We start from the raw sequence: 26,550 nt of genomic DNA, 5'->3' as shown, positions 1-26,550 counted from the left end.
GGGTGGTCAGGCGGGTAGTTGCATCAGGTCATCGGTGCTCACCTCCGTCGGCGAGCTGGTGGCGGGGTCGGTGGTCAGGGTGAGTCGGCAGCGGCTGAGGACTTCGAGACCGAGGTAGCGGCGGCCTTCGGCCCATTCGTCGGTCTGCTCGGCCAGGACGGCGCCGATGAGGCGAACGATGGCATCCCGGTTCGGGAAGATCCCGACCACGTCGGTGCGGCGTCGGATCTCCCGGTTGAGCCGCTCGGTGGGGTTGTTGGACCAGATCTGCCGCCACACATCGTCGGGGAACGCGATAAACGCCAGCAGGTCCTCGCGGGCATCGCCGAGGTGGTCAGCAACCTCGGGCAGTCTGCCTTCGGTGTAGTCCAAGAGCCGGTCGAACTGGGCATTGACAGCCTCGGCGGTGGGCTGGTCGTAGACGCTATGCAGCATCGCCTTCACGGCCGGCCACATCGACTTGGGGCACACGGCCATGAGGTTTGCGGCGTAGTGGGTGCGACAGCGCTGCCATGCGGCCCCGGGCAGGTTCGCCGCGATCGCCTCGATCAGCCCGGCGTGGGCATCGGAGGTCACCAGCCGGACTCCGCCCAGGCCACGGGCCACCAGGTCGGCGAAGAAGGTGTTCCACGAGGCCTTCGTCTCGCTGGTGGCGACTTGCATGCCCAGGACCTCGCGGTGGCCGTCACCGTTGACCCCGGTGGCCAGCAGCACCGAGGCTTTGACGACCTGCTTGTTCTCCCGGACCTTGATCGTCAGCGCATCAGCGGCGGGCGAACGTGAACGGTCCGGCCTCGTCCAGGCGCCGGTGCCGGAACGCCGCGACCTGCTCATCGAGGTCTTCGGCCATGCGGGAGACCTGGGACTTGGACAGCGAGTCGATGCCGAGAGTTTTGACCAGCTTGTCCATCCGGCGGGTGGAGACCCCGGCCAGGTAGCAGTCCGCCACGACGGTGATCAGCGCGGATTCGGCCCGCTTGCGGCGCTCGAGCAGCCACTCGGGAAAGTAGGAGCCCGAGCGGAGCTTGGGGATGGCGACGTCGACGGTGCCGACACGGGTGTCCAGGGGGCGGTGGCGGTAACCGTTGCGGTAGTTGGTGCGCTCTGACGAGCGGGCGTTCCACTCGGCGCCGCACACGGCGTCGGCGTCCGCGGACAGCAGGGCGTTGATCATGGTCTCCCAGCAGCTCGCGCATCAGATCCGGTGACGCGTCGGTCAGGGCTTGGCTAAGCAGGCCTGCAGGGTCGACAATATGGGGTGCGGTCATCGTGATGACTCCGTTCGAGGATTCGGTAGAAGGTTGACTCGAAGGATCACACGGTGGCCGCTCTACATCCGTACACAACACGGAATCGCAGACGATCTCGGCCACCGAGTTACACCACTCTATGGGGCACTACTATCGACGACGGGGAAGTCGCGGATCTGCCCGATGTCCGTCAGGGCGGCGCGGGAGAGCAACCCGACCCGGATGCCGCGGCCATCGGGATCAGCCAGGGCGGTGCGCCAGGTCCCGTCGAGGCGACCAGCAAGGTCCTCGAGCGCCGCCGGGTCCCCGACCTCCTGAACGGCGAGGACATCGGGTTCCAGCCCACCGATCGTCTGCGCCAGCGCGTCGAGCTTGGCCTCGTACGCCTCCTGGGCAGACTCCTCGTCGGGGGTGAACAGGTTCTCCAGATTCCACGTCCCGATCCGCACCATCGTGACCCCTTCCCCGGATTGTCGTGCTGGCTCCCCATGAGAGCAGACGGCAGCGAACTCGACGTGAACACGGGCCAGCGTGGCGGTAGCCTCGCCCCGGACCCCGCTGCGGGAGACTGGCTGTTACGGAACCCGTCGACTCTGTGCCACGTGAGGTCGCGGCACGAGATCGCGCCACTGGTGAGGTCGAGGATTTGCGCGCGGAGCTGGCGCAGCTGCGCGGGCAGCCCGACACTGCCCGCCGAAAGGCGGACGACGCGCGCGTCGAGGTCGAGCAGTCCGACCGGGCCCGGGTCCGCGCCGAGGCCACGTCCGACACCCGGCGTGAAGTGCTGGACTCACTACGCGATAACAATCGCGATGCCGGCCCGGCCAGCCAGTCGTAGACGCAGCTGGCGCCTCGAGTCACTGCGTTATCGAGGTGGCTGGTGAGCAGGTTGTGATTGCGACCGAAATTCTCGGCGAGGAAGTGCAATCGGGCACCAGGCCAATCGAGCTGGTCGGGTTCGCCGAAGCAGACTCATTTTGGCGCGACCTCCGTCGGACCCTGTTCTCGGGATCCGACTACACCGTGTACGCGCCCGGGCCGAAGGCCCAGTTCTCACGGCACCGTGGTCCCCGATCAAGGTCGCAGACCTCCTCGAATCACTATCGCCTGAACTCCGTGACGAGGTTGTGCTCCCGTTGCAACAATTCGATCTCCGACGCAAACCGACAGCGATGCCACCCGACGCAGCGGCTACAGCTCAGTTCCAATTGGCAAACGTTGCTGCTCGATTCCAAGCTGCTTCGGAAGCTAACCCCGGACTCTGCATTGGTCAAGAAGGCCGTAGAAACAGCTATCCCGGTACTCGCTTCAGCGACTACGACTGAAAAGCGACGCCGTGCCTTCGATCCAGTCGCACAGGCCGTTTCTGGCGGGCACGTTAACCGCGAGCTGCTTGACAGCCAAAATGTGGTTGGTACGCTGGGTGGCCTACCAACCACATTCCGGATGCGGCGTTCGGGTGATCAGCTGTGAACGTCCTTGTATTGCTCGCGCAGCTCCCGCTTGAGAATCTTCCCGGACGGTCCGCGTGGGAAGTCTTCGACGATCACGATTTCTTTTGGCACTTTGAAGCGCGGAAGCGTCTCTTTGCAGTATGCGACGACCTCGTCGGCCGTGAGACTCTCCCCTGGCTTGACCGTCACAGCAACGGTCAACGCTTCCATCCAGTCCGGGTGCGGCACCCCGAATGCGGCCACCTCCGCAACCTTTGGGTGCCCGGAGATCGCATACTCGACACTCGCCGAAGAGATATTCTCCCCGCCGCTTTTGACCATGTCCTTGACCCGGTCGACGAAGAATAGCTCGCCGTCGGCGTTCAAGCGGCCAAGGTCACCAGAGTGCAGCCACCCGCCGGCGAACGCGGCCGCGGTCCTCTCTTCGTCCTTGTAGTAGCCCTTGAACACCGCTGGGCCGCGGAACAGTATCTGGCCGACTTCACCACGCGGCACGTCGTCGTCGTGGGGGTCGACCACCCGAACCTCAAGGTTCTGGCAGGTGCGGCCGACCCATCCCAGATCGCCTTCGCAGATCTCTTCGAGGTTCTTGAACTGTCCAATAGTGCCCGAACAGGACGTTTCGCTCTGGCCGTAGTACGAATTCCATCGCATCGAGGGGCAAACCGCCGACCAGCCGGTGATCATTGATTTAGATATGGTGGCGCCGAATGTCGTAGCGATCCGCATCGATCTGGCCGACTCTTCGATGCCGGGTACCTGCAGCAGTCGGATCCAGAGGGTCGGTGGTAGGACGATGAAACTGACCTGGTGCTTGTCCATCGCGGCCGCCATCTTCACCGGCTCAGGCAGCTCGGGGAGCACCACCGTCTGACCAAGTAGGTGGCACATCATGAGAACTCCGACGCCACCGGTGTAGAAGAGCGGTAGCACGTGCAGAGCGACATCTTCGGGTCGCAGATCCCACGCATGTCCTGAGGTGATCATATTGATGAGGTTGGTGTGCGTCATCAACACGCCCTTGGGTGCAGCCTCGGTGCCGCTGGTGTAGGTGAGGGTTGCCACATCGTCACCGTCGAGGACTACCTCTGGTTCTGCGTCATTCTGTTCGGCCACCACCTTGGCGAGGTCGACCCATCCCTTCGGCGCCTCGCTGCCGGACGTCCTCCGAATGAATCCCATTGTCAGGTAGTCGACGTCGGGCAGGATGGATGTGAACGCGTCGAGCAGGAATTCGTCGACGAACACCACTTGCGCGTCGGAATGCTTGACGACGTAGGTGAGGTCGGCTCCGCGCAGGCCGGCACCGGCCGGTGCGACGATCGCTCCGATTTTTCCCGCCGCATAGAGCAGGGCTGCGAATTGGACACCGTTGAGGGCGAAGACCCCCACCTTGTCGCCCTTCGTGACACCGAGGGACGTCAGCGCGTGAGCGGTCCGATTGATCAAAGTGTTGAACTCACGCCAGGAATACTCAGCGAAAGTGCCGTCCATGGATTCCACCAGCAGGGCGGGTTTGTTCGGGTGGCTGAGTGCGTTGCGTCGCATTACGTCTCCGACGGTGGTCCGTCGGAGCATGTTCAAAACGGTCATACTGGTCATGATCGGCTCCTTACGCCGTGTAGCCGAGCCGGCGGGCGGCAAGGTCATTGAGGACTTCGTTGCCGCCGCCACCGATCCCGAGGATGCGGACGTCGCGGTAGTGGCGCTCGACCTCGGTCTCGCGCATATAGCCCATGCCGCCGAAGATCTGGACCGCCTCGCTGGCCACCCATTCGACGGACTCGACGGACTGACGCTTGGCGAACAGGGCGTCGATGACCGCCTCATTGGAGTTAGCGTCGACAACCTGTCGCTCGTATGCCTGCCGGGTTATCGCCCACGCCGCGGCGGTACGCCGGGACATGTCGACCAGCTTGTGCTGGATTACCTGTCGGGAGATCAATGGGGCGCCGAACGTTTCACGCTCACGCGCATATTGTGCGGCAAGGTCCACGCACCGCTGCGCTGCGGCACATGCCTGCACGGCGATCCCGAGGCGCTCATTGACGAACTGCATCATGATCATCGCAAAGCCGCTGTTCTCCGGGCCGACCAGGTTGCCGACGGGAACGCGGACATCGTCGAAGGACAGTTCGGCCGTGTCCGAGCACAACCACCCCATCTTCTTCAGTGGTGGGGCCACTTCGAAGCCTGGTGTCGCCTTGTCGATCACCAGCAGGCTGATGCCACGGTGCCCCGCGCCGCCTGTACGGACCGCGGTGGTCACGAAATCAGCCCGAACGCCCGATGTGATGAATGTCTTAGCGCCGTTGACGATGTAGTGGTCGCCGTCGCGCACGGCTTTGGTCCGAATGTTGGCGACATCGCTGCCACCGCCTGGTTCGGTGACCGCGAGCGAGCCGATCTTTTGGCCGGCGAGGGTGGGTCGCACGTATCGGTCGATCAGGTCGCTATTGCCGGAGGCGATGATGTGTGGGAGCGCGATGCTATGGGTGAGCCAGGAGGCGAGCACGCCTGTGGAGGCGCCCGCGCCGATGGTGGCCGCGCTGATGATGGCGGCGTCAACGATGTCGCCCCCGTCCCCACCGACCTCTTCGGGGTAGCCGACCGCGTGCAAGCCGGCCGCTGCGGCCTTCTTGTGCAGTGAGCGCGGTAGCTCACCGGCTTCTTCCCACGCCGCTACATTCGGCGTGATCTCCGCCTTGGTAAAGGCCGCCGCCGCAGCGGCGAGTGCCCGACGCTCGGGCGTGTCCCACATGGTCATTCGTTGTTCTCCCTTGTTCTCGTGCGATGGTCGTGGTTCGGGTGCCGGGCTTGGTGGGTCAGTGCTGAGTTCGACGTAGCGGGTCGGTGCCCGGTGGGCCGGCGAATGCCTGGACGATGGTGAGCCAGACTTCGGCATCGGGCCCTACGGCCTGGACGTTTGCGTCATCGGGGCGCAGTCGACGAGTTGCCATCAAGGCGAAGTCGTACCCGTCTCCGGTGACTCGCTGTCGGGCATCGGGCGGGCCCCAGGTCCACTGGGCTTCGTCTGGTCCGGTGAGTTCGACACGGAATTGTTCGCCAGGCGGTTCCATATCACGCACGAGGTAGGCGTAGTCACGGACGCGCACCCCCATATGCGCCACGTGTCGGGCGCGGCGATCGCGGGGGGCTTCGATGCCCAATGCGGTGCTGACGTCACGGGCGTGGGCCCACGTCTCCATCATTCGAGCCGATGCCATTGAGGTTGAGCTCATTGGCGGCCCGAACCAGGGAACCTTCTCCCCCTCCGGCACCTGAAGAAGCGCGTCAGCGAGCGCGGCTCGGCCGCTGCGCCACCGACGGAGAAGCTCATCGGTCGGTTCCGAAGCCCACTGCGCGGCAGCCGCATCGACGAACTTCTCGGGATCGGAAGCTCCTTCCTGCAGCAGTTCGCCGAACCGCTCTCGGTCGGTCACAGCGGCCAGCGAGGTCTCGTCGGTCCACGCCAGGTGGCCGATCTGGTGTCCGACGGTCCACCCTTCGTCCGTGGTGACGATGCGCCAGTCGCTGGGCGGCAGGGATCGAACCCAGTCGTCCAACTGCTGGCTCTCGGCCGCCAGGTCGGTCACAACTGTGGCAAGAAGATTGGTCATGTCGCGACTCCTGGTTCACATGCCTATGAGGTCTGCTGACTGTCGGGGATGAGGCGCGCTGTGTGATTTGAGACACCTTAGATCGCCTCACCAGATTGGCAGAACAGCCCACAAGCAGTCAAGCTTGTATTTATTTGAAACTTGAAATCAAGGTTGACTGCTTGTATATGGATCGGTCAAGATGCTCCCATGACCGGTACCCGGATACCTCAGGAAGAGCGCACGCGGCTGATGCGTCAGCGACTCCTAGAAGCCACCACGCAGTGCTTGGTCGATTACGGCTGGAACGGCACCAGCACCACCCTGGTGTCTAAACGAGCAGGCGTGAGCCGTGGTGCCCAGTTGCACCACTTTCCCACCAAAGCCGCATTGGTCACCGCGGCTGTTGAGTATTTGGCCACCCGTCAAAGCGAGCAGCTCGCAGAAGCCGTCACAGCCCTGCCGGCAGGCGATAACCGCATCCGCACGGTGCTGCAGATGCTCGCAGACTATGTCACGAGTGACCTATTTGTCGCTGCTCTCGAGGTGTGGACGGTAGCGCGCACCGATCCAGACCTGCTGGCCGCGGTCGACCCGCTGGAGAAGATGACCGGCCGACTGATGCACCGACTTACGGTGGAGATTCTCGACGTGGACGAGAGCATCCCCGGGAGCCTCGAGCTCGTCCAAGCCACGCTCGACCTCCTTCGCGGACTGGGGCTGGCCAACACGATCACTGATGACCGCACGCGGCGGAGCCGGATCCTCGACCGGTGGGCCGAGGTGCTCGATGAACATCTCCCCCGACGCAACGATGCGTCGCGGTGACCACGACAGGGGACCGACGATGACTATTCGGATCGGCAACTGCAGCGGTTACTACGGTGACCGCCTCGGTGCCATGCGCGAAATGATCGAGGGCGGCGACCTCGACTACCTCACCGGCGACTACCTCGCCGAGCTGACCATGCTGATCCTCGGCAAGGACCAGCTCAAAGATCCCGCGTTGGGTTACGCGCGAACGTTCGTCACTCAGATTGAACAGTCACTGGCGCTGGCGCTCCAGCGAGGGGTGCGTATCGTCGCGAACGCCGGTGGTCTGAATCCCGCTGGGCTAGCCGACCGCATCCGCGGCGTTGCAGACTCGCTTGGCCTATCCGCCAAAGTCGCCTACGTGGGCGGGGACAATCTTACGCCGCGTGCCGCAGATCTGGGTTTCGGCGATGTTCTCACCGCCAACGCCTATCTGGGCGCGTTCGGGATCGCCGAAGCCCTTCGCGCCGGCGCCGACATTGTGATTACCGGAAGGGTCACCGATGCATCCCTGGTCGTCGGTCCGGCGATCGCGGCGTACGGCTGGGATCGCACGTCCTACGACGAGATCGCGGGCGCCACCACGGCTGGACACATCATCGAATGCAGCACCCAGGCAACCGGCGGCAACTTCTCGGGTTTCATCGAATTGCCCCGCGATGCGCACCCCCTCGGGTTTCCGATCGCCGAGGTTGATGCTGATGGCTCGTTCGTGATCACCAAGCACCAAGGAACCGGTGGCATCGTGTCGGTCGATACCGTCACCTCCCAACTGGTCTACGAGATCCAGACCACCCACTACCTGAGTCCGGACGTCACCACCGACCTCACGTCGATCCGGCTCACCCAGGACGCAACCGACCGGGTACGCGTCAGCGGCGTGCGCGGATCAGAACCGCCGGAGACATTGAAGGTCTGTGTGAATGAACACGGAGGGTTCCGCAACCAGATGGAGTTCGTACTCACCGGGCTAGACATCGACGAGAAGGCCGAGTGGGTTCGAACCCTGCTGGATGCCCGACTGGCCGCGGCCCCTCCGCAGTCGGTGACCTGGACTCTGGGATCACGCCCCGAACCCGACGCCGCCACCGAGGAAGCCGCCTCCTGCCTTCTGCGCGTGACGGTGAGGGATCCCGGGATGGCTGCTGTCAGCAAGGCATTCACAGCGGCCGCGGTCGAGCTGGCACTAGCATCCTATCCCGGGTTCAACGTGACGACACCGCCGGGTAAACCATCACAGTACGGAATCTACCGGCCGGAGTATGTCGCCAGGAATGAGGTCCAGGAGAAGGTGCACCTGTGGGACGGGCGGACGATCGAGATCGAGCCCTCGCCCCGGACCGGCGTACGGCCCCGGCCACAATCGGCGGGGGATCTTATTGCTGCGGCAGACTTCTCCGGACCCACACGGGCGGTGCCGCTGGGCACGCTAGTGCACGCGCGCAGCGGCGACAAAGGCGGTGACGCCAACGTCGGAGTCTGGATTGGCGGTCCAGATGATGCCCGCCGTGAGAAGCGAGTCTCGTGGCTGCTGATCTTCCTCACCCCGGACCGTATTCGGAAGTTGCTCCCCGAAGCCGCGGAGCTTCCCGTCGAGGTGTATCCGCTGCCCAATCTGGGCGGGGTGAATGTTCTTGTCCGCGGCATGCTCGGCGACGGCGTCGCTGCCAGTACGCGGTTCGACCCCCAAGCCAAGGCCGTCGGGGAATGGCTGCGATCGCGGGTCGTCGCCGTTCCCGAGGAGTTGTTGTGAAGGCTGCCACCCTGTCGGTTCGTCGCATAAGGAGATTTCGAATGTTCCATCAATCTATCGATCCGTCGCAGGGATCGGCGTCATGACTGCGGCGCAGACTGAGATGGACGCGACCGCAGAGCCCGGCGATCGGTGCGCCGCAATGCTGCAGCGGATCGCCGATCTTGACGCCGAACACGCCAAGTCGGTGGCCGGCGGTGGCGAAAAGTACGTCGCGCGACACCGCGAGAGAAACAAGTTCACAGCCCGCGAACGCATCGAATTGCTGATCGATCCCGGCTCTGCCTTCCTGGAACTCTCCCCCCTGGCCGGTTGGGGTTCGGACTTCACCGTTGGTGCCAGTGTGGTCACCGGCATCGGTGTCGTCAAGGGTGTCGAGTGCGTGATCACCGCCAACGATCCGACGGTGAAGGGCGGTGCCTCGAACCCGTGGACGCTTAAGAAGGTACTCAGGGCGGCAAAAATCGCCGAGAACTCCCTACCGACGATCGCTCTCGTCGAGTCGGGGGGTGGAGACCTGTCTATTCAGAAGGACATCTTCATACCGGGTGGCCAGATGTTCCGGGATATCACCCGGGCCAGTGCCCGCAAGGAGACCTCGATCTCGCTTGTCTTCGGTATCTCCATCGCAGTTGGGGCCTATATTCCGGCGATGAGCGACTACACGGTGATGGTCAAGGAACGCGCCAAAGTGTTTCTCGGCGGCCCACCACTAGTGAAGATGGCGACCGGCGAGGAGTCGGACGACGGATCGCTCGGCGGTGCCGAGATGCATGCTCGCGTGTCTGGGTTGGCCGACTATCTGACAGTCGACGAACTCGACGCGATCCGGATCGGACGGCGGATCATGGCACGCCTCAATCGTCACCACTCAGCCAAGGGTGTGCCCCAAATCCCTGCGTATGCCGAGCCCGACGAGGATCCCGAAAGCTGTTCGACCTGATCCCCACTGATCTGAAGGAGCCTTTCGGCCCGCGTGATGTGATCGCACGGGTCGCCGACGGGGCCGGACCGGCCAACGAGGTCGCATTCGACGAGTTCAAGCCCCTCTACGGAGCGCGCATACGTAATGGCCGTTGATCACAGACAGGAGACTCAGCTATGGCTGGACAGCGACCGGACAAAATGGTGCATTACGAGGTATCTAACGGAATTGGGACTATCACGCTTGACTCGCCGCACAATCGCAATGCGCTGAGCAGCCAGTTGATGGCGGAGTTGTTGGACGCGGTCAAGCGAACCAGAGACGACGAGAGCCGGGTCGTGGTGCTGCGCAGCGCGGACCGGGTGTTCTGCTCCGGGGGTGACCTTTCCGCGGCATCCGGTGGAGGTTTGAACAATATGGGAGCCGAGACCCTGGGGGAACTGCTTCGGCTGATCGTGACCCATCCAAAACCGGTGGTCACCCGCCTCGCCGGGCCGGCTCGCGCCGGCGGATTGGGGATCGTTGCGGCAAGCGACATCGCGATCTGTGCCGACGACGTGACATTCGCCTTCACCGAATCGCGACTGGGCTTGACCCCCGCGGTTATCTCGCTGACCGTGTTGCCGCGGATGACCAGCCGCGGGGCATATGACACTTTTCTCACCGGGCGAACCTTCGACGCCGATGAGGCAACCGCGATAGGTCTGATCACGCGAGCGGTGGCGGCTGGCCAGCTCGACGACGAGATCACCCGCGTGTGCTCGGAGCTGCTCGAAGCGCATCCGCAAGGACTCAGAGAGACCAAGACGCTACTCGCGCGTGACATCCTTGCCCGGATAGACGAGCAGGCCGAGGAGATGGCTGGGCTCTCTGCCCGATTGTTTGCCTCAGACGAAGCACGCACGGCGATGAGCGCATTTCTGAACCGCAAGAAGTCGTCGTGATTACCCGGAGAGCGAGTACCACGCCGGGCCCGTCGCAGATAAGCGCGGCTGTAGTACTAGCTAGGGCGTGTCTCCCAAACGGCGTAGCCAGGTGAGGATTGCGCAGAGGGTGACGGCGGCCCGGTAGGTGATCGTGAGTTTGTCATAGCGGGTGGCCAGGGCTCGCCATTGCTTGGCCAGAGCGAAGGAACGCTCAACGACGTTTCGGTCTTTGTAGAGGTCAGCGTCGAGTTTCGGAGGTCTGCCACCGCGGCTGCCTCGGCGTTCGCGGGCGGCGATGGTGTCGCTTTTCTCCGGGATGACAGCGGCGATACCGCGACTGCGGAGCTGTCGGCGAATCGTGCCGGACGAGTACGCCTTATCTGGCTCTTCGCATCTGAGTGTGGGGTCAGGTCCGTAGCCCGCCGGCGATGAGGAGCATCCGCAGGCGGTAGTTGTCGCGGTTGCGGTAGCCGCGGGCCAGGCGCCGGTGGAGTTCGATGAGGCCGTTGATCGCTTCGGTTCCACCATTGTTGGATCGGTCAGTGGTCCAGTAGGCGAGGAAGGAGTCCTTCCACTTGCGAAGAGTGCGGCCGAGGCGGGCGATCTCTGGGATCGGGCAGGACGGCAAGGTCGCGAGTATCTTCTCCGCAGCGCTGCGCCCGGCTGGCAGGTCTTTATGGTGGTAGGCCTGTCGGAGTTCGTGGGCGATCTGCCAGGCGAGGAACAGTTCCTCGTGCCGGGGGTCGGCGGCCAATGCGTCATTGAACCGTCGCCACTGCCGCTCGGTCAGCCGTGCCGGGTCGCAGCGGATGATGGTGCGGATCCCGTAGAGCGGGTCGCCTTTACGTCCGCGGTGGCCGCAGATCTGCTGCTGCAACCCGGCAGTGGTGCTCGCTTGCTGCGTTCGCCGACTTGCCTACAATGGGTCACCCATCCCCAGTTCCCCCGCCGCTTTGCGCATGTGAGAGATGGCATGGCCTTCGTCGCGGGGAAGCGTCGCGGCGAGTTCATTGACCCGTCGCCAGCGATCGAGCGTCGATCCGTCGCTACGGCCGGCCGCAGCCAGAGCCGACCACGTGTCCGCGCAGCGCAAGAGCGCAGTTCCGGCCTTCGCCATCTCCGCGGACTCCGTTAACCGGGCCACGTCGCCACAGAACTGTGCCTGCAACCGGCGGAACAGGCCGCCGCCCGTGCCTGCCTTCTCTACAAAGGCGTGGAGAGAACGCAGCGCGATGTCCAGTTCCGGTTCGGGCATGAGCCCCGGCCACCGGTCGACATCCTCGGCGAAGACCGTGACTCCACTGATCCCGGCAGCGGCAACGGCATCCGGCGGTAGCACCGACGCGTCCGGAATAATCGCGGTTGTCGCCGCCTGCATGTTTTCGACCGAGGCCACGAGGGCCGAAGCCGCAGTCTGGCGGAGATCGGGCAGGATCTGGGGCCAGTTCACGAAGTACGTGGTGTGCCTCGTGGGCACGGGGAACGATCGGGACGCGCGCGCCCGCGCAAGAGCCTCGTAGGGGACTTTCTGCATCTCGGCTCGGTCGTTGTCCACCACGAAAGCTGTCTCGGTGTCGTCTTCGTAACCGATCACGACGATGTCGTGCCGACTCATCTGAAGGCGGACATTGAGGTAGGGCAGCTCAGAAATGTCGGCCCACATCAGCACGGGACGGCCTTGCTGGAGTTCGCGGCGGACCCAGCCCCAGCCGGTCTCGGGATCGTCGGTTCCCCGAACGTCGACCTCTGCACCCAGCCTGGCGAGAAGGTCGACCTCGAGGTCGCTGCTACGCCCGACGAAGTAGATGGGAGGGGCGAGACCCGGTGCCCGCAGGTAGGTGAAGCCGAGACCACCGCCCATTCCGAAGACCAGACCTTCGCTCGGCACCTCGTCCCAGCCCAGACCGGCCCACTCCAGGAGGTCTCTCAGCGCTCCGGAACCACAATGCCCTGCCTGACGGTGGGGATAGTCCAGTAGGACTCGTCGCGGCTCTGGATGACGGGTAGGGACCTCGACTGACATGACATCTCCTGAATCGGCGTCGCAGCAATCTGCGCGGTTTCCGGTTGGACGGGCATGCGGTTACGTGACTATACATTCGTTCATGCAGGCATGTACCTACCTCAGCGGTCCATCGAAAGGATCCTTCGTTCCTGCGCCGCCCGCCGAGTGATAGCTCAAGAAATGCGCTGGGCGAGGCAGCCCCGGGCGTCCGCCAGACAATCACCACCGCTCTCCTCCACGAGCCGGCGGCCGGGGGGTTCAGTCTGGGAGATGGCCGCGTGCCGGTCGTCCTGCCCCGGCACGACAACCTCCTCCACTCGACCGCTCCCGGCGCGGTGCCCGGAACGCAGGTAGCAGTCCGCCACGACCGTGATCAGCGCGGACTCGGCCCGCTTGCGGCGCTCGAGCAGCCACTCGGGGAAGTAGCTGCCCAAGCGCAGCTTCGGGACGGCGACATCAACGGTGCCGACCCGCGTATCCAGGGGCCGGTGGCGGTAGCCATTGCGGTGGTTGGTGCGCTGCTCCGAGCGGGCGTTCCACTCGGCGCCGCAGACGGCATCGGCGTCCGCGGACAGCAGGGCGTTGATCATGGTCTGCTGCAGCTCACGCATCAGATCTGGAGACGCCTCTGTGAGGGCTTGGCCAAGCAGGCCTGCCGGGTCGACAATATGGGGTGCGGTCATCGTGATGACTCCTCGAGGATTCTTTGGAAGGTTGACTCGATGGATCACACGGTGGCCGCTCTACATCCGTCAACGACACGGATGTCGGAGACGATCTCGGCCACCGAGTTACACCACTCTAAGGTTCGGAGATGTAGCGCTGGAGGATCGCGTGGACCGCCCGCAGGGTGTCGGTGACCCGTGTCGATCCACCCCGAACTCGGTGGTGGACCATCTGGTCAGTGGCAGATCATGGTCAGCTGGGTGTGAACACGCCAGTGCCTTGACCTCGGCGACCTCGACCGGGGTGAACACCCGCGGTCGCCCCGGTCGGGGCCGATCCTCAAGCCCCTCCAGGCGCTCGAGGCAGAAGCGATGCCGCCAGCGGCGTGCGGTGTCCTCACACACCCCGACCTCGCGGGCGATCGCAGCGTTCGCGTCACCGTCTGCCAGCGGCGAGCACGATCCGGGCCCGCAGCACCTCACGGTGTGGACAACTCGCGGCGTTCGCGCGGCGGGTCAGCTCGTCGCGTTCTTTGTCAGTGAGGATGACGACATCAGCGCTGGTGGGAGACATATTCATTTCTGACGCACCCAGCATCGCCAGCCAAGTCGCCACGCCGGAACAAGCCGAAATTCGAGTGCGAAACCAGTGGCGGTGATGATGGAGACCATGGCGAAGATCCCCGACTCGACCCAGACCTCACTGAGACAAAAGCTCCTGGCTCGCGCTACCGAACGCTGGCCCCAGATCCAGACCCTGCATACCCGCTACCGCGCCGGGTTCGCCTACATCGACGCCACCTTGACCCACGGGGAAGAGTTGAAACTCTGCCGGCTGCGCTACGCCGGATCAGCCAGCCAATGGGGATTCGCGATCTACCGCGCCAGCCACAACGACTACCAGCAAGCCGCCCTGCCAGGCGGATGGCCCTCAGGCACTCCCGAAGAAGCCCTCGACACCGCCTGCGGCCTCTACCTCGGCGACCCCACCGCCTGGCTCCCAGACCCCCGACGAACTAACGGAGACACCCACTAGTCCTGGGCGCACCAGGGCCCACGGACCTGCAGCTCACCCGTGGCGTGGTCGTCCCACGGCTGCGGCTCCAGGCTGGCGGCGTCGACGATGCGGGCCTCGACCCCGAGGATGGGGATGCCGGCACGGGCTCGCTGTTCGGCCTGGGTGCCGGCGTCCGCGTCGGCGTAACGGCGAGGCAGGACCGAGGAGGAAGCCAACGGGCTGATCTCGGTCATGCCCCAGGCCTGGAGGATCGGCAGTCCGACCTGGTCGCGATAGGCCTCGGAGAGCGCCTGCTGCACCGCCGAGCCGCCGCAGCCGATCCTCCCGGAGCCGGCGGGACGGCCGGCCAGGTTCTACAACCACGACCGACGACACAGCACGATCGGAATGGTGAGCCCGATCAGCTACGAGACCGCCGCGGCGACCGAACCGGAAGCCGCCTAGGAAACCCTCCACGATGCGGGGGGAACCACAGTTAGGCGACGGCTTCGAAGTGCAGTCGCAGGCCGAGGGCACGGGAGACTTTGATGACGGTGGCCAGCGTGGGGTTGCCGCTTGGTGAGAGTGCTTTGTAGAGGCCTTCGCGGCTGATTCCGGCTTGGCGGGCGATTTCGCTGAAGTTGCGGGAGCGGGCGATGTCTCCGAGGGCGTGGGCGATGACGGTGGGGTCGTCGTTGCTTTCTTCGATGAGGGCTTCCAGGTAGGCCGCGACGTCCTCGACGGTGTTGAGGTGCGTCGAGGGGTCAAAGTGGGTGAAGGTTTCGGTGTTCATTGGGATTCTCCTTGTGTTCGTCGCCAGTGTTCGGCGATCTCGTGCGCTCTTGTGATGTCTGTTTGTTGGCTGGACTTGTCTCCTCCGGCGAGGATGAGGATCAGTTGGTCCTGGTGGCGGAGGTAGTAGATGCGGTAGCCGGGTCCGTAGTTCAGGCGCAGTTCCGAGACGCCATGGCCGACGGGTCTGACGTCTCCGGGGTTGCCCGAGGCCAGGCGTCTAATCCGGACGAGCACCCGCGCGGCGGCCTGTCTGTCTTTGAGCTTTGTCAGTCAGCGGTTGAAGGTGTCTGACCAGAGGATCTCGATCACGTGTGTCAACTATAGTTCACACCAGGTGTGTGGATCAACCGCTGCCACACGCCTGGGCCTGGGGCGGGGCGTGTGGCCCAGGGGCGCTGCCCGGGCCGGTGGTTAGGGCCGGGGTGGCAGTGGAAATGGTGTGGTGAACTCGGTGAACCACTGGGCGGGTGTGAGCTGTACTGCGCCGATGGGCCCGGTGACTGCGTCGACGGGGATGTCATAGAGGGTGAGGACGTCGTTGTCCTGGAAGAGGTCTTCGGCCAGGTCTGACCACGACTGGCCGGTGTCGGTGGTGGTGCGGTGGAGGATGAGGTGCAGTGCCATTTCTTCGCCGGTGCAGCGGGGTACGGGTGCGCCCCACCGCTTGGAGTCGTCGGCCAGCCGGGAGGCGCAGTCGGCGAATTGGTAGCGCCAGAACCGGCTCTGGGCGTACGTGCACGCTGGCAGGGCGGCGAGGATGTGTCGCTGACTGGGGCCCACTGCCGCGGTACCGAGCGCATCAGCAGCGGTGCGGATCTCGGTCGCGATCTTGCGGGCCGTGGTGGCGAGGATGCCCGCACGCCTGTGGCCAACGGTGTCGATGAGTTCGGCGAACTCAGCATCGAGATTAGTCACGGCCCACCCTCCTGGTCCGGACGAAGAAGGTGGCAGTGATTCTAGTGGCCCTCCCGCGTGCGAGGCGCTCGTGCGCCCCTGGGCTGTGCGCCGGCGCGGCCCTCGTCGCCCGGGTGGCGTTCTCCGCTGGCGGGGCTCGCGCCCGGCCCGCGGTGCCAGCGGTGCGAAGGGGTGGTCGCTGCCCGATCGGTTAACGTTGGTAACTAGATAAGTTCCCGGTTACCCGTTACCGGACTTGGAGGGGTTGTCATGTCGACGTCGGAGAAGATCGCTCGAGCCTATGGGGTGCTCGTTGCACGAGGGGACAAGGTCACCGTGCGCAGCGTGCAGCGTGAAGCGGGGGTGCGCATCGGTGAGGTGGCCGCGTGGATGCGCGAGCACGCCACCGGCGCTGCCGGGGACGTGCCCGAGGCTCCGGATCTGTCGGAGGCAATGTCGGCGATGGTGCAGTCGGTGTGGGCCGCGGCGTGGAAGCGGGCCGCCGAGCAGGCGGACGAGGCGACCGCTGTGGCGCTGGATGCAGCCCGCGGCGGCGAGGCCGACGCGCTGGCGGCCGCCGAGCAGGCCGCCGCCGAGAGGGACGAGGCCGCCGCGTCACGCGATCGCGCCACTGGTGAGGCCGAGGGGCTACGCGTAGAGCTGGAGCAGCTGCGCGGTCAGCTCGAGACCGCGCTCAATGACGCCGCCGTCGCACGCGCTAAGGCCGAGGAGTCCGACCGGGCACGGGTCCGGGCGGAGGCCACCTCGGACACCCTGCGGGAAGTCCTGGACTCGCTGCGCGAGACCGCGCGCAAGCCAGGCCAGTCGGATCAGCCGGGCCAGTCATAGCCAGCCCGCCAGAGCACGAAGCGCGCTGACTGTCGGAGGGGAAAGCCACACTGACAGCCGATCTGGCCGTGAGGTCTGTGCGAGCGCCGCGGCGGGAAGGCGTTAGCGACAGGAGTGTGGAATGTGGGATCTGGAGACCGCGCTGTTGGCTACCGCTCTCGTCGCTGGCGGCGCCTTGGCCTTGCCGCCGCCTCGCGCGTGGGGCCGGCGGGTTCTGCGCGGTGATTGGCATGCTCGGTGTTTTGCAAGGGCCGTACGTGGGCGCCGACGGTAGCGGCGCTCGGGCTGCTGGCGTGGTTCGTCGGTCATTGGTCGTTCGCGGTGCGCCACGGGCGTGCACTACCGGGCGCGGATGGCGCTGTGGGTGATCGATAAGACCCCGTTGCGATGGACGATCCCGCGGTACTGGCAACTGCGCCGGCAACGCCGACAAGCAGCGGCCCGCTGACACATCCCGCCCGGGCCGCCAACGAGAATGGCCCCGCCTGCGGGCGGGGCCATTTGGTGTGGGTGACTGTACTCCAGCTTTAGAACAGTGGGGGCGTGTCGAGCGGTGCGGCGTTGCCGGATGCCCGTGCGTAGGCGACCGGGTCCCAGCCGCCCGCCACGGCGTCGCGGACGGCCAGCGAGCGGGCCTGGCGATCGTGGCGCTTGGCCAGGCTGCGGATGATCCCGGTGCGGCCACAGGCCACCGCGTAAGGCAGGTTCGCCGACTGGGTGGAGGCGATGAGGTGTCAAGCCCCGGGTTTTGTAGAGGGTGGTTATCTGGCGTCGATGAGGTCGTCGACGGGCTCTGGTGCCGGTTCGGCCGCCGTGTGTTGGGCTTCGTACTCCGCCGGGGGGACGTAGCCGATCTCGCCGTGGATGCGGCGGTGGTTGAACCAGTCGATGTACTCGGCCACGGCGATCTCAAGGTCGTCGATGTCCCGCCATGGCCCCTTGTGGCGGTTGCGGATCAACTCGGCTTTGAACAGAGAATTGAACGCTTCGGCCATCGCGTTGTCGTAGGAGTCGCCGCGTGAACCCACCGAGGCCACCAGATCCTGTTCTTCGAGCCGCTCGGTGTAGCGCAGCGCCCGGTATTGAACGCCGCGGTCACTGTGGTGAATCAGGCCGCCCAGGTCGTCGCCGGCGTGGGTGCGCTGCCAGATCGCCATGTTCAACGCGTCCAGAGCCAGGTCGGTGTAGAGGTTCTTGGACAGCTGCCACCCGACGACCATCCGCGAGTAGACGTCGATGATGAACGCCGCGTACACCCACCCGGCGTAGGTGCGGATGTAGGTGATGTCGGCTACCCATAGTTGATTTGGCCGCTCGGCGACGAACTTGCGTTCCACCAGGTCAGCGGGCCGCTCGGTCTCAGCCTTGGGCCGAGTGGTGCGCGGCGACTTGGCCCTCTGGACCCCCTTGAGTCTTTCAGCTCTCATGAGGCGTTCGACGGTGCAGCGGGCGACCTGGTGGCCGGCGCGTCCCATCTCCTTCCACATCTTGCGGGCGCCGTACACGTGGTAGTTCTCCTCGTACATCGTGGTGATCGCGGCCGTCAGTTCGGCGTCGCGAACCGACCGCGCTGAGGGCGGTCGGGTTTGGCGGCGTAGTAGGACGAAGGCGCGATCGCGGCGCTGGTCTCGGACAGTGCGTCGCAGATCGGCTGGACACCGTGTTCGTCCTTGTGGCGGTCGATGAACTCAACCTTCAGCGCTGTGGACGGTCCAGCTCCGCGAAGCGAAAAAAGCGACTTGGAGTCAAATCGTCAATGCAACAGGGCGGCGTAGCGTTCGGCGGGAGTGTCGTAGTCGAGGGTTTTCCGGGGCCGGTTGTTCAATCTCTCCGCGATTCGGTGCAAGTCAGCCTGGGAGTAGCCGTTCATGCTTGTCTTCTTCGGAAAATACTGACGAAGCCAGCGATTGGTGTTCTCGTTGGTGCCGCGCTGCCAGGGCGAGTGTGGGTCGGCGAAGTACACGCTGATCCCGGTGCCGGCGGCGACGTCTTTGTGTCCGGCCAGCTCCATGCCGCGGTCCCACGTCAGGGAGCGAGACATCGTCTCCGGGAGCGCCGACAGCTCCCGGCACAGTCCTTCAGTAACAGAGGACGCATGGCGTGAGTCGACCTGGACTAAGCAGGTGTAGCGGCTGGAGCGTTCCACGACCGTGGCGATCTGGGACTGCTCCGATCCGATTATCAAATCGCCTTCCCAGTGACCTGGAACAGCGCGGTCCGCGACGTCGTCTGGACGGGCATCAATCGACACGGCGTCTTTGATCTGCGAGCGCCACTGGCCGGAGGTGGTGTTGCTGACCGCGCGACGAATCGGTCTGCCGGTGCGCAACTGCTTCTGTAACGACTTGTCCAGCACATTCCAGGATTGGATGTACAGCGACCGATAGATCGCCTCGTGCGAGATCAGCATCCGCGACCCGGCTGGGTACTGCTTCTTCAGCCGACCAGCGATCTGTTCCGGAGACCATTCCTCTTTCAGGCGTGCAGCGACGTAGCCTCGCAGTACAGGGTTCGTGGCCAGCTTGGGCTTCTGAGGACGCCGGGCCCGGCGCCAGGCGCGGTCGTCTGCGTCGATGGCGCGATAGCGCTCCCTACCCTCGTTCTGCCCGACTTCTCGGCTGATCGTTGACGCAGGCCGTCCCAGCTGGCGACCGATCTGGCGGTACGAGTCGCCCGCCGCCAGACCGCGGGAGATCTCCTCCCGATCGGACAGACTCAATGTCCCCGCCCGGCGCTTCTGCGGCGACTGATAGATCCCGCCCTTGGGCCGCAGGATCGAAAACACCGAACCCGGCGGCGAGTCGACCGATCGCGAGATCTCACTGATCGACGACCCCGCCTTCCACATATCCCAGACCCGCTGCCGTTCCTCCGGCGGCAGTCCGGGCCGGCCAATCTTAGCCATCGTCCACCTCCACCATAAATTGCTTGGTGTTGCGTTGACGGTTTGAGTCTAAGGACGCCTGCTTCAAGATCGTGTTCGCCCGCCGCAGCTCGCGGTTCTCCTTCTCCAGCTGGGCCAGGCGGGCGTCGCGATCAGCCGAGACCGACGAGGCGTCTTGGCCCTCGGCCTGGGCTTTACGGACCCAGGCCCGTAGTGCTTCGCGGTGCACGCCGAGCTGCTCAGCGACACGCACGATCGCACCGTGTGAGCGGTCGGGGTCGGCCAGTGCTTCCAACGCCATCCGCGTCGCTCGTTCGCGCAGCTCGTCCGGGTACTTGCGAGGTGCTCCCATGGTTCTGATGATCCCTTCCCGGGTAATCGATGTCTCCATCAAACCCGGGGCGATGCACGTCGATGCCGACGGCCAGCCGGCCGAGCTGCACTTGGTGATGGACAACTACGCCGCCCACAAGCACGCGAACGTCAAGGCCTGGCTGGCCGACAATCCACGGTTCACGGTCCACTTCACACCCACTCACGCCTCGTGGATGAACCTGGTGGAGGTCTGGTTCGGCATCGTCGAACGCCAGGCCATCCGCCGCGGGTTCTTCACCTCCGTCAAGGACCTCAACGCCAAGATCCGCACCTTCATCGACGGCTGGAAACCGCTCCCACCCCTTCGTCTGGACGAAAACCGCCGACGAAGTCCTCGCGAAAGCCAACCGTAAGAAGACTTCAAATGCGGACCACCAGAGACGTGTTTAGGCGTGCTGGCGGACGGAGTGCTCGCCGAGCGAGCGAGTGCGCGTCGGGTACGGACTACTGTCCCATGACAGGTGTCGGGAGTGACCGGGCGATGATCTCCTTCATGATCTCGGTGGTGCCGGCGTAGATCTGGCTGATCCGCAGGTCGGTCCATGCGCGCGCGATCGGATACTCCTCCATGTAGCCGTAGCCGCCGTGGAGTTGCAGGCAGGTGTCGGCGACTTGCTGAGCGCGTTCGGAGCTCCAGTACTTCGCCATCGCGGCGGTGGGGATGTCCAGTTCGCTCTTGACATGCAGGTCGAGACACTCGTCGATGAAGGCGCGGGTGACGCGGGCTTCGGTGGCGACCTCGGCGAGCTTGAACTTGGTGTTCTGGAATCCGAAGATCGGTTTGCCGAACGCCTCGCGCGTGAGTGTGTACTCGTGTGTCAGGTCCAGCATCAAGTCCATCGACGCGGCGCAACTGACGGCGACGATGAGCCGCTCCTGCGGGAGCTGCATCATGAGCTGGACGAAGCCCTGCCCCTCCTCGGTGCCGAGCAGATTGCTGGAAGGCACACGTACGTCATCGAAGAAGAGCTCGCAGGTGTCTTGCCCCTTGAGGCCGATCTTGCCGAGGAGACGGCCGCGTCGAAATCCTTCGGAGCTGGTCGGCACGATGACCAGTGAGACGCCTGCAGCAGCCTGATCGGGGCTGGTCTTGCAGGCGACGAGCACCATGTCTGCGTGGTAGCCGTTGGTGATGAAGGTCTTGGCTCCGTTGATGACGTAGTCGTCGCCTTCTCTGACTGCCTTCGTCTTGATTCCCTGGAGGTCGGAACCGGTCCCCGGCTCGGTCATCGCAATGGCGGTCACGACCTCGCCGGAGGCCATTTTGGGCAGCCACTCGCGCTTCTGCTCCTCGGTGCCGTAGTGCAGCAGGTAGTGCGCCACGATGCCGCTGTGGAGTGCGGCCCCCCAGCTGCTGTCACCGATGCGGGCCTGCTCCTCGATAAGGATTGCCTCGTGGAAGAAGTTGCCGCCGCCCCCGCCGTACTCCTCGGGAATGGAGGCGCACAACAGGCCGAGCTCGCCGGCGCGGGTCCAGAGTTCGCGGTCGACGCGCTTCTGTTCGATGAACCGCTCGATGTTGGGCTTGATCTCCCTCTCGCAGAACGTCCGGGCGAGTTGACGGAAGTCGTCGAGGTCCTGGTTCATCCAGGGTGAACGGCGGCTGGGCATGGGTCCTCCAGGGAGTATTCGCCGGGTACAGGGTGTGCCCGAAGGCTACGGGTACACCCTGTACCGCGCCAGTCCCTTTCGGGTTAGAATGTGGTCGTGGATCTTGCGAGGTGGGTGGACACGGCCGTGGTGCGCCGATCGACGGCGCACGAATCGCACCGGTCGGCACGGCGAGAGCAGATCGTGGTGGCTGCGGCTCGTGCGATCGAGGAGTACGGTCCCGGCGTCGGTACTGCCCAGATCGCGGAACGGGCGGGGGTTGCGCGGCCTCACGTCTACCGGCACTTCCACAGCAAGGAAGATCTCGAACGAGAAGTGCTCCGATTCGCGGCTGATCAGCTCATCGACACCGTTCGTCCCGCCTTGCGTGTGAGCGGTACAGCTCCCGCCATCATCGAAGGCGTGATAGGCGCTGCCATCGGATGGGCTGCCGGTCATCCCAACCTGTATCGCTTCATGGCGGCGCGCCAGCAGAACAAGGAAACACACCGGGCCAGGTTGGGGCGCACACGGTTCCTCGGCGAGGTGGTGGCCGCAGCCTCGGCATATATGCGCACATCCGAAGTACAAGTCGATCCCCCGGACGGCGTGATGGCGGGGTTGATGGGCATGGTCGACGCCGGGATCATCTGGTGGCTGGACCACCACGATGAGTCGAAGGAAGAGGTGACCACCCGGATCGCCCATCAAGTTTGGCTGATCATGCGCGATCTCGCCCAGAGCGTGGGGGTTGCTCTGGACAACGACCGTCTGTTGAGCGCGCGATGAGGGTCCTCTCGCCCGAAATGGGCGCACCCCGAGCCCGTCGAAGCGGTCCCGCGTTGGAACGGCGACGCCCCGTGTGCGACCGGTGGCTGAAAGAGGTCGGTGACCTAGTGCGGCGGGTGCCCGGCGCCTGCACCTCGGCAGTGCCCGGCAAGCAGCCGGCCGGCTGGCCGCGCGCGGCCGTAGCGCTCCAGACTGACGGTCCGGTCAACACCGCAGTGCGGCGATGACGCCGGCGCCGGGATCGCGCCTTGAGGCGACCTTCTTCCTGGATCACGACCACGCTTCGGTACGCGACTTCACCCAGCACGTGATCGCCGGCGCGTCGAGCCCCCGAGAGAGAGCGTCCCTACTCTTTGCTGCAGTACGTGACCAAATCTGGTACGACCCCTACTCGGTCTCCGAGGATCCTGAGCATTACCGGGCGAGCCACGTCCTCCAGACCGGCCGCGCCTACTGCGTGCCCAAGGCGGTGCTACTCGCCGCGGTTCTGCGGGCCGCGGGCATCCCTACCCGACTCGGCTTCGCCGACGTGCGGAACCATCTGCAGACCGACACCTTACGAGCCGTCATGGGTGGCACGGACCTGTTCGTCTATCACGGCTATTGCAGCGCCTACATCGACCGACGATGGTTGAAGGCCACACCTGCCTTCAACGTCGAGTTATGCGAGCGATTCGGCGTGCCCCCGGTCGACTTCGACGGACAGAGCGACGCGCTCATGCACGCCTTCACCTCCGACGGGACTCGGCACATGGAGTACGTGCGGGACCACGGCAACTTCGACGACCTCCCCCTGGGCCGCATTCTGTCTGCCCTCCACCAGGCCTACGGACCTATGGTCACTGCCGCTGCGGGGCCTGACGATGCCTTCACTCCTCCATCTACCACCGGTAAGGCCACTCCGAAAGGATCCGTGGACTCATCCGGGAGCACCGGATGAGCCACTCCCACCGGGCGCGGTCCTTCTGAGGGGTTGCGGAAGTGGTACTCCAGGGGGCTGGTGGGCGCGTCGGAAGTGGCTCGGTGAGCTGCCGGTCCATCCTTTGAAGGCGTGCGAGAAGTTCGTGAGGTCGCTGTAGCCCAGTTCGGCGGCGACCTCACTGACAGACGTGGAGCGGTCGAGCAGCCGTATCCGGGCGCGGTCGAGCAGTGACTCCTGGAGGAGTTCGCGGAAGCTGGTTCCCTCCGCTGCGAGGCGGCGTTTCAGGGTGCTCGAGGAGATCGAGAACTCATTCGCGACCGACTGGAGGGTCCTCACCCCGGACCCGTCCTCGAGCAACGCCCGCACTCTGCGGGTGAACTCCGGGCTGCCGGCCTGACGTTCGAGCGCCTGATGGAGGCTGGTGACGGCGACGTCGTAGGCGACTGGGTCGGGGAAGCGGCAGGCCGCGTGTAGCGTCCGTTCAGGGATGTGCACGTAGGACAGGGGGGCGTTGAAGCTGAGCCGCGCCCCTGGCCAGGCTTCTCGAGCCCCGCTGCTCGGCTCCGGCCAGCGGCTATGCATGGTCACCTCCGACGCGTCGTCGACCAGTCGGTCGACCAACCGCATGAGGGCGAGTCCGCAGTAGGTGACGACGAGACAGTCCAGCTCGGGGTCTGCCGCGTTCCCGGTAAGCCGGATCGTCAGGTCGTCGCGCTGGGGATCGGACTGGGTGGTGACGGCCTCGGTGATCACGGGAAGATAGGTCAACAGCTGAACGACCTCGGCGACGGTTCCTGCGCTGACCAGCGGCACGCTCAACGGCCCGAAGGACGTGAGCTGGGCCTGTTCCGCGCAGGCGATCCCCAGCTGCGTTGCCTGCTCGGCATCGAGGTCCGGGTAGACCTCGCGAAACCACCGCAGCGGCGCCTGCGCCTGGGTCCGGATCAGAGACAGTTCCCCGGTTCCCTCGCGCGCCATTATGGCACGGAACTGCTCGGCGCTGTCCGGAGCGATCGCCGAACTGACCAGCAGCTGCGCGAAGGCAAGCGCTGGGACGCCAAGCTCGTTCCTCCACACAGCCTCGTTCCTCCACACAGCGCTCCTCACGTGACCCGATCTCACAACAGGATGACACGGTTCAACATGGTCATCGCCGATATCAACGACAATTATGAGATAATGTCGGTGTCGTAGTCAATAATGAGGGAGTTGTAGATGACAGTCGTTACCTTCGTGTCATACGACGGGAAGAAGCACGAGGCGCCCATCGAGGAGGGCTGCTCGCTGATGCAGGTCGCCACGAACAACGCCATTCCGGGGATCGATGGTGACTGCGGCGGAGAGGCCGCGTGCGGCACCTGCCACGTGATCGTCGATTCCGCGTGGGTCGCCAAGGTCGGCCCCTCCGGCCCGGAGGAGGAGGAGATGCTGTCGATGAACCCCGAGCGGCAGGCGACGTCGCGGCTGTCGTGCCAAGTCCAGGTCTCCCACTCATGGGACGGCTTGACCGTGCAGTTGCCCGAATTCCAGATGTAACAGGAGGTGTTGACGAGATGAAGATCCCTGACGCAGTGAAGACGAAGGTCGATGCCGCCATACCCCTGGATCGCCAGGTCCAGGGCGCGCACCTCTACGACAAGGGCCGACGTTGGCTGACGGGCACGAACGGGCAGAAGATGTTCGTCGAACGCCCGATCCCGCCGGTCGAAGGACTCGCGCTCGAAGACATCGACCTCAGCAACCCTTTCCTGTACCGACAGGGGCAGTGGGCCCCCTACTTCGAGCGCCTGCGCAACGAGGCCCCGGTGCACTACCAGCCCAACAGTCCGTTCGGGCCGTTCTGGTCGGTGACGCGGCACGCCGACATCATCGCGGTGGACAAGAACCACGAGGCCTTCTCCGCCGAGCCCCTGATCGTCATCGGGACGCCGCCGCGGTTCATGGACATCGCCATGTTCATCGCCATGGATCCGCCCAGGCACGACGTTCAACGCAGCGCCGTCCAAGGCGTGGTAGCTCCGAAGAACCTGCGCGAGATGGAGGGCCTCATCCGGGAGCGCGTCAAGGACGTCCTAGACAACCTGCCCGTCAACGAGCCTTTCGACTGGGTGAGCACGGTGTCGATCGAGCTCACCGCGCGCATGCTGGCGACCTTGCTGGATTTCCCCTACGAGCAGCGCCACAAGCTTGTCGAGTGGTCGGACCTGGCCACCTCCATGGAGCAGGCCAACGGAGGCCCCTCCGACAACGACGAACTGTTCCGCGGCATGGTCGACCTGGCGCGTGGACTCAGCGCACTGTGGCATGACAAGGCCGCCCGCCTGGCGGCTGGCGAAGAGCCCGGGTTCGACCTGATCACTATGCTGCAGAGCAACGAGGCCACCAAGGACCTGATCAAGCGGCCAATGGAGTTCGCCGGCAACCTGATCCTGCTCATCGTCGGGGGAAACGACACCACCCGCAACTCGATGAGTGGTGGGGTTCTCGCGCTCAACCAGTTCCCCGACCAGTTCGAGAAGCTCAAGGCCAATCCGGACCTGATCCCCAACATGGTCTCGGAGATCATCCGCTGGCAGACCCCTCTTGCCTATATGCGCCGGATCGCCAAGACCGACACCGTGCTCAACGGCCAGTTCATCCGCAAGGGTGACAAGGTGGTCATGTGGTATGCGTCAGGTAACCGGGACGAGTCCGTGTTCGAGCGGCCGGACGAGTTGATCATCGACCGGACCAACGCCCGCAACCACATCGCTTTCGGGTTCGGCGTACACCGGTGCATGGGCAACCGACTGGCCGAGCTGCAGTTGCGGATCCTCTGGGAGGAGCTGCTCGCGCGCTTCGAGAGGATCGATGTCGTCGGTGAGCCGGAGTACGTGCAGTCCAACTTCGTTCGCGGCATCAGCAAGCTGATGGTCGAGCTCACCCCCAAGGGAACCGGATGAGCTCGGCGCGCGGTGGTGGACGGCGCCAGCCATGCCGGCGCGCAGCCTGCCACCCGTCTCCGCCAGGAGGGTTGGTCCGGTGACATCGTGGCTGGCCGGTGACGAGCCGATGCTGCCCTACAA

At 64.8% G+C, this 26,550-nt stretch carries 28 protein-coding genes and 4 pseudogenes; 12 read left to right on the top strand and 20 right to left on the bottom strand.

Features of this window, described 5'->3' with window-relative positions; translation table 11 throughout:
• Positions 1-6: 6 nt before the first annotated feature.
• Positions 7-1,268, bottom strand: a pseudogene (locus NJE57_RS17575) (IS256 family transposase).
• A gap of 119 nt (positions 1,269-1,387) precedes the next feature.
• Complete coding sequence (locus NJE57_RS17570; RefSeq protein ID WP_319029801.1) at positions 1,388-1,702, bottom strand: endonuclease/exonuclease/phosphatase family protein; 315 nt, start codon at positions 1,700-1,702, stop codon at positions 1,388-1,390.
• A 143-nt stretch (positions 1,703-1,845) separates the two neighbouring features.
• Here NJE57_RS17570 and NJE57_RS17565 point away from each other — a divergent pair, with 143 nt between their 5' ends.
• Positions 1,846-2,088 carry a hypothetical protein gene (locus NJE57_RS17565; RefSeq protein ID WP_319029800.1) on the top strand — a complete coding sequence of 81 codons (243 nt, stop codon included), beginning with the start codon at positions 1,846-1,848 and terminating at the stop codon, positions 2,086-2,088.
• A gap of 625 nt (positions 2,089-2,713) precedes the next feature.
• Here the strand turns inward: NJE57_RS17565 and NJE57_RS17560 are convergent.
• The 3 genes from NJE57_RS17560 to NJE57_RS17550 are packed head-to-tail and all read right to left on the bottom strand — an operon-like array spanning position 2,714 to position 6,324.
• Positions 2,714-4,306 (bottom strand): AMP-binding protein, encoded by a 1,593-nt coding sequence (locus NJE57_RS17560; RefSeq protein WP_319029799.1) that lies wholly within the window; start codon positions 4,304-4,306, stop codon positions 2,714-2,716.
• A gap of 10 nt (positions 4,307-4,316) precedes the next feature.
• Entirely contained in the window at positions 4,317-5,471 is a 1,155-nt protein-coding gene (locus NJE57_RS17555; protein ID WP_319029798.1) for an acyl-CoA dehydrogenase family protein, read from the bottom strand.
• A 58-nt stretch (positions 5,472-5,529) separates the two neighbouring features.
• On the bottom strand, positions 5,530-6,324 hold the full coding sequence (locus NJE57_RS17550) for a TIGR03084 family metal-binding protein (RefSeq protein WP_319029797.1): 795 nt from the start codon (positions 6,322-6,324) through the stop codon (positions 5,530-5,532).
• A gap of 189 nt (positions 6,325-6,513) precedes the next feature.
• On the opposite strand from NJE57_RS17550, the gene NJE57_RS17545 reads away from it, so the two are divergent.
• From NJE57_RS17545 to NJE57_RS17530, 4 genes and pseudogenes are all read left to right on the top strand, one after another.
• A complete protein-coding gene (locus NJE57_RS17545; RefSeq protein ID WP_319029796.1) occupies positions 6,514-7,131 on the top strand; it encodes a TetR/AcrR family transcriptional regulator in 618 nt (205 codons plus the stop codon).
• Positions 7,132-7,150: 19 nt separating this feature from the next.
• Positions 7,151-8,869: an acyclic terpene utilization AtuA family protein gene (locus NJE57_RS17540; protein ID WP_319029836.1), complete on the top strand. Its 1,719-nt coding sequence runs from the start codon at positions 7,151-7,153 to the stop codon at positions 8,867-8,869.
• 82 nt (positions 8,870-8,951) lie between these two features.
• Positions 8,952-9,943: pseudogene (locus NJE57_RS17535) on the top strand (carboxyl transferase domain-containing protein); the annotation flags it as partial.
• Between the two features lie 27 nt (positions 9,944-9,970).
• Positions 9,971-10,738: an enoyl-CoA hydratase-related protein gene (locus tag NJE57_RS17530; protein WP_319029795.1), complete on the top strand. Its 768-nt coding sequence runs from the start codon at positions 9,971-9,973 to the stop codon at positions 10,736-10,738.
• A 60-nt stretch (positions 10,739-10,798) separates the two neighbouring features.
• On the opposite strand, the gene NJE57_RS17525 is transcribed toward NJE57_RS17530, so the two are convergent.
• The 5 genes and pseudogenes from NJE57_RS17525 to NJE57_RS20035 all read right to left on the bottom strand — a co-directional run bounded on the left by NJE57_RS17525 (position 10,799) and on the right by NJE57_RS20035 (position 13,873).
• Complete coding sequence (locus tag NJE57_RS17525; protein WP_119193358.1) at positions 10,799-11,245, bottom strand: transposase; 447 nt, start codon at positions 11,243-11,245, stop codon at positions 10,799-10,801.
• Positions 11,127-11,597, bottom strand: coding sequence for a transposase (locus NJE57_RS17520; RefSeq protein WP_228549380.1), 471 nt, complete (start codon positions 11,595-11,597; stop codon positions 11,127-11,129). Before NJE57_RS17520 ends, NJE57_RS17525 begins: the two co-directional genes overlap by 119 nt.
• A gap of 39 nt (positions 11,598-11,636) precedes the next feature.
• Positions 11,637-12,743, bottom strand: coding sequence for a BtrH N-terminal domain-containing protein (locus NJE57_RS17515; protein WP_067478094.1), 1,107 nt, complete (start codon positions 12,741-12,743; stop codon positions 11,637-11,639).
• 329 nt (positions 12,744-13,072) lie between these two features.
• Positions 13,073-13,408 (bottom strand): annotated as a pseudogene (locus NJE57_RS17510) (transposase); the annotation flags it as partial.
• Positions 13,409-13,516: 108 nt separating this feature from the next.
• On the bottom strand, positions 13,517-13,873 hold the full coding sequence (locus NJE57_RS20035; protein ID WP_119193562.1) for a helix-turn-helix domain-containing protein: 357 nt from the start codon (positions 13,871-13,873) through the stop codon (positions 13,517-13,519).
• Positions 13,874-14,060: 187 nt separating this feature from the next.
• Here NJE57_RS20035 and NJE57_RS17505 point away from each other — a divergent pair, with 187 nt between their 5' ends.
• On the top strand, positions 14,061-14,426 hold the full coding sequence (locus tag NJE57_RS17505) for a hypothetical protein (RefSeq protein ID WP_069389517.1): 366 nt from the start codon (positions 14,061-14,063) through the stop codon (positions 14,424-14,426).
• On the opposite strand, the gene NJE57_RS17500 is transcribed toward NJE57_RS17505, so the two are convergent.
• From NJE57_RS17500 to NJE57_RS17485, 4 genes are all read right to left on the bottom strand, one after another.
• Positions 14,423-14,728, bottom strand: a complete 306-nt coding sequence (locus NJE57_RS17500) for an AMP-binding protein (RefSeq protein ID WP_307872433.1) — start codon at positions 14,726-14,728, stop codon at positions 14,423-14,425. The two genes, NJE57_RS17505 and NJE57_RS17500, sit on opposite strands and share 4 nt — an antisense overlap.
• 155 nt (positions 14,729-14,883) lie before the next feature.
• Positions 14,884-15,180 (bottom strand): addiction module antidote protein, encoded by a 297-nt coding sequence (locus tag NJE57_RS17495; RefSeq protein ID WP_069389435.1) that lies wholly within the window; start codon positions 15,178-15,180, stop codon positions 14,884-14,886.
• Positions 15,177-15,452: a type II toxin-antitoxin system RelE/ParE family toxin gene (locus NJE57_RS17490; RefSeq protein ID WP_241261466.1), complete on the bottom strand. Its 276-nt coding sequence runs from the start codon at positions 15,450-15,452 to the stop codon at positions 15,177-15,179. Before NJE57_RS17490 ends, NJE57_RS17495 begins: the two co-directional genes overlap by 4 nt.
• Before the next feature lie 141 nt (positions 15,453-15,593).
• Positions 15,594-16,097 (bottom strand): hypothetical protein, encoded by a 504-nt coding sequence (locus tag NJE57_RS17485; RefSeq protein ID WP_083249696.1) that lies wholly within the window; start codon positions 16,095-16,097, stop codon positions 15,594-15,596.
• A 249-nt stretch (positions 16,098-16,346) separates the two neighbouring features.
• Between NJE57_RS17485 and NJE57_RS17480 the strand changes: the two genes are divergently transcribed.
• Positions 16,347-16,925, top strand: coding sequence for a hypothetical protein (locus tag NJE57_RS17480; protein WP_119193514.1), 579 nt, complete (start codon positions 16,347-16,349; stop codon positions 16,923-16,925).
• 527 nt (positions 16,926-17,452) lie between these two features.
• On the opposite strand, the gene NJE57_RS17475 is transcribed toward NJE57_RS17480, so the two are convergent.
• The 4 genes from NJE57_RS17475 to NJE57_RS17460 all read right to left on the bottom strand — a co-directional run bounded on the left by NJE57_RS17475 (position 17,453) and on the right by NJE57_RS17460 (position 20,161).
• Entirely contained in the window at positions 17,453-17,617 is a 165-nt protein-coding gene (locus NJE57_RS17475; RefSeq protein WP_241261438.1) for a hypothetical protein, read from the bottom strand.
• A gap of 69 nt (positions 17,618-17,686) precedes the next feature.
• Positions 17,687-18,571 (bottom strand): IS3 family transposase, encoded by an 885-nt coding sequence (locus tag NJE57_RS17470; RefSeq protein ID WP_319029834.1) that lies wholly within the window; start codon positions 18,569-18,571, stop codon positions 17,687-17,689.
• 107 nt (positions 18,572-18,678) lie between these two features.
• Positions 18,679-19,830 carry an IS30 family transposase gene (locus NJE57_RS17465; RefSeq protein ID WP_319029794.1) on the bottom strand — a complete coding sequence of 384 codons (1,152 nt, stop codon included), beginning with the start codon at positions 19,828-19,830 and terminating at the stop codon, positions 18,679-18,681.
• The gene (locus tag NJE57_RS17460) at positions 19,823-20,161 is read right to left on the bottom strand and encodes a transposase (RefSeq protein ID WP_319029793.1); all 339 of its coding nucleotides are present in this window, start codon (positions 20,159-20,161) and stop codon (positions 19,823-19,825) included. The genes NJE57_RS17465 and NJE57_RS17460 overlap by 8 nt, the downstream gene beginning before the upstream one ends.
• Before the next feature lie 82 nt (positions 20,162-20,243).
• Here NJE57_RS17460 and NJE57_RS17455 point away from each other — a divergent pair.
• Positions 20,244-20,574: pseudogene (locus NJE57_RS17455) on the top strand (transposase); the annotation flags it as partial.
• Positions 20,575-20,628: 54 nt separating this feature from the next.
• Here the strand turns inward: NJE57_RS17455 and NJE57_RS17450 are convergent.
• Complete coding sequence (locus tag NJE57_RS17450) at positions 20,629-21,795, bottom strand: acyl-CoA dehydrogenase family protein (RefSeq protein WP_319029791.1); 1,167 nt, start codon at positions 21,793-21,795, stop codon at positions 20,629-20,631.
• Between the two features lie 96 nt (positions 21,796-21,891).
• Here NJE57_RS17450 and NJE57_RS17445 point away from each other — a divergent pair, with 96 nt between their 5' ends.
• Both NJE57_RS17445 and NJE57_RS17440 read left to right on the top strand, forming a co-directional pair.
• Positions 21,892-22,563: a TetR/AcrR family transcriptional regulator gene (locus NJE57_RS17445; RefSeq protein WP_319029790.1), complete on the top strand. Its 672-nt coding sequence runs from the start codon at positions 21,892-21,894 to the stop codon at positions 22,561-22,563.
• Between the two features lie 223 nt (positions 22,564-22,786).
• Positions 22,787-23,503, top strand: a complete 717-nt coding sequence (locus tag NJE57_RS17440; RefSeq protein ID WP_319029789.1) for a transglutaminase-like domain-containing protein — start codon at positions 22,787-22,789, stop codon at positions 23,501-23,503.
• On the opposite strand, the gene NJE57_RS17435 is transcribed toward NJE57_RS17440, so the two are convergent.
• The gene (locus tag NJE57_RS17435) at positions 23,483-24,562 is read right to left on the bottom strand and encodes an AraC family transcriptional regulator (protein ID WP_319029788.1); all 1,080 of its coding nucleotides are present in this window, start codon (positions 24,560-24,562) and stop codon (positions 23,483-23,485) included. The two genes, NJE57_RS17440 and NJE57_RS17435, sit on opposite strands and share 21 nt — an antisense overlap.
• Positions 24,563-24,700: 138 nt before the next feature.
• Between NJE57_RS17435 and NJE57_RS17430 the strand changes: the two genes are divergently transcribed.
• Together NJE57_RS17430 and NJE57_RS17425 are read left to right on the top strand one after the other, a co-directional pair.
• On the top strand, positions 24,701-25,021 hold the full coding sequence (locus NJE57_RS17430; protein WP_319029787.1) for a 2Fe-2S iron-sulfur cluster-binding protein: 321 nt from the start codon (positions 24,701-24,703) through the stop codon (positions 25,019-25,021).
• A gap of 17 nt (positions 25,022-25,038) precedes the next feature.
• Positions 25,039-26,427, top strand: a complete 1,389-nt coding sequence (locus NJE57_RS17425; RefSeq protein WP_319029786.1) for a cytochrome P450 — start codon at positions 25,039-25,041, stop codon at positions 26,425-26,427.
• Positions 26,428-26,550: the final 123 nt, after the last annotated feature.

The organism is Dietzia sp. PP-33 (assembly GCF_033790845.1).
In the GTDB taxonomy this organism is placed as follows: domain Bacteria; phylum Actinomycetota; class Actinomycetes; order Mycobacteriales; family Mycobacteriaceae; genus Dietzia.
The sequence above is the reverse complement of the archived record's forward strand: the minus strand, read 5'-3'. Positions and strand labels throughout refer to the sequence as shown.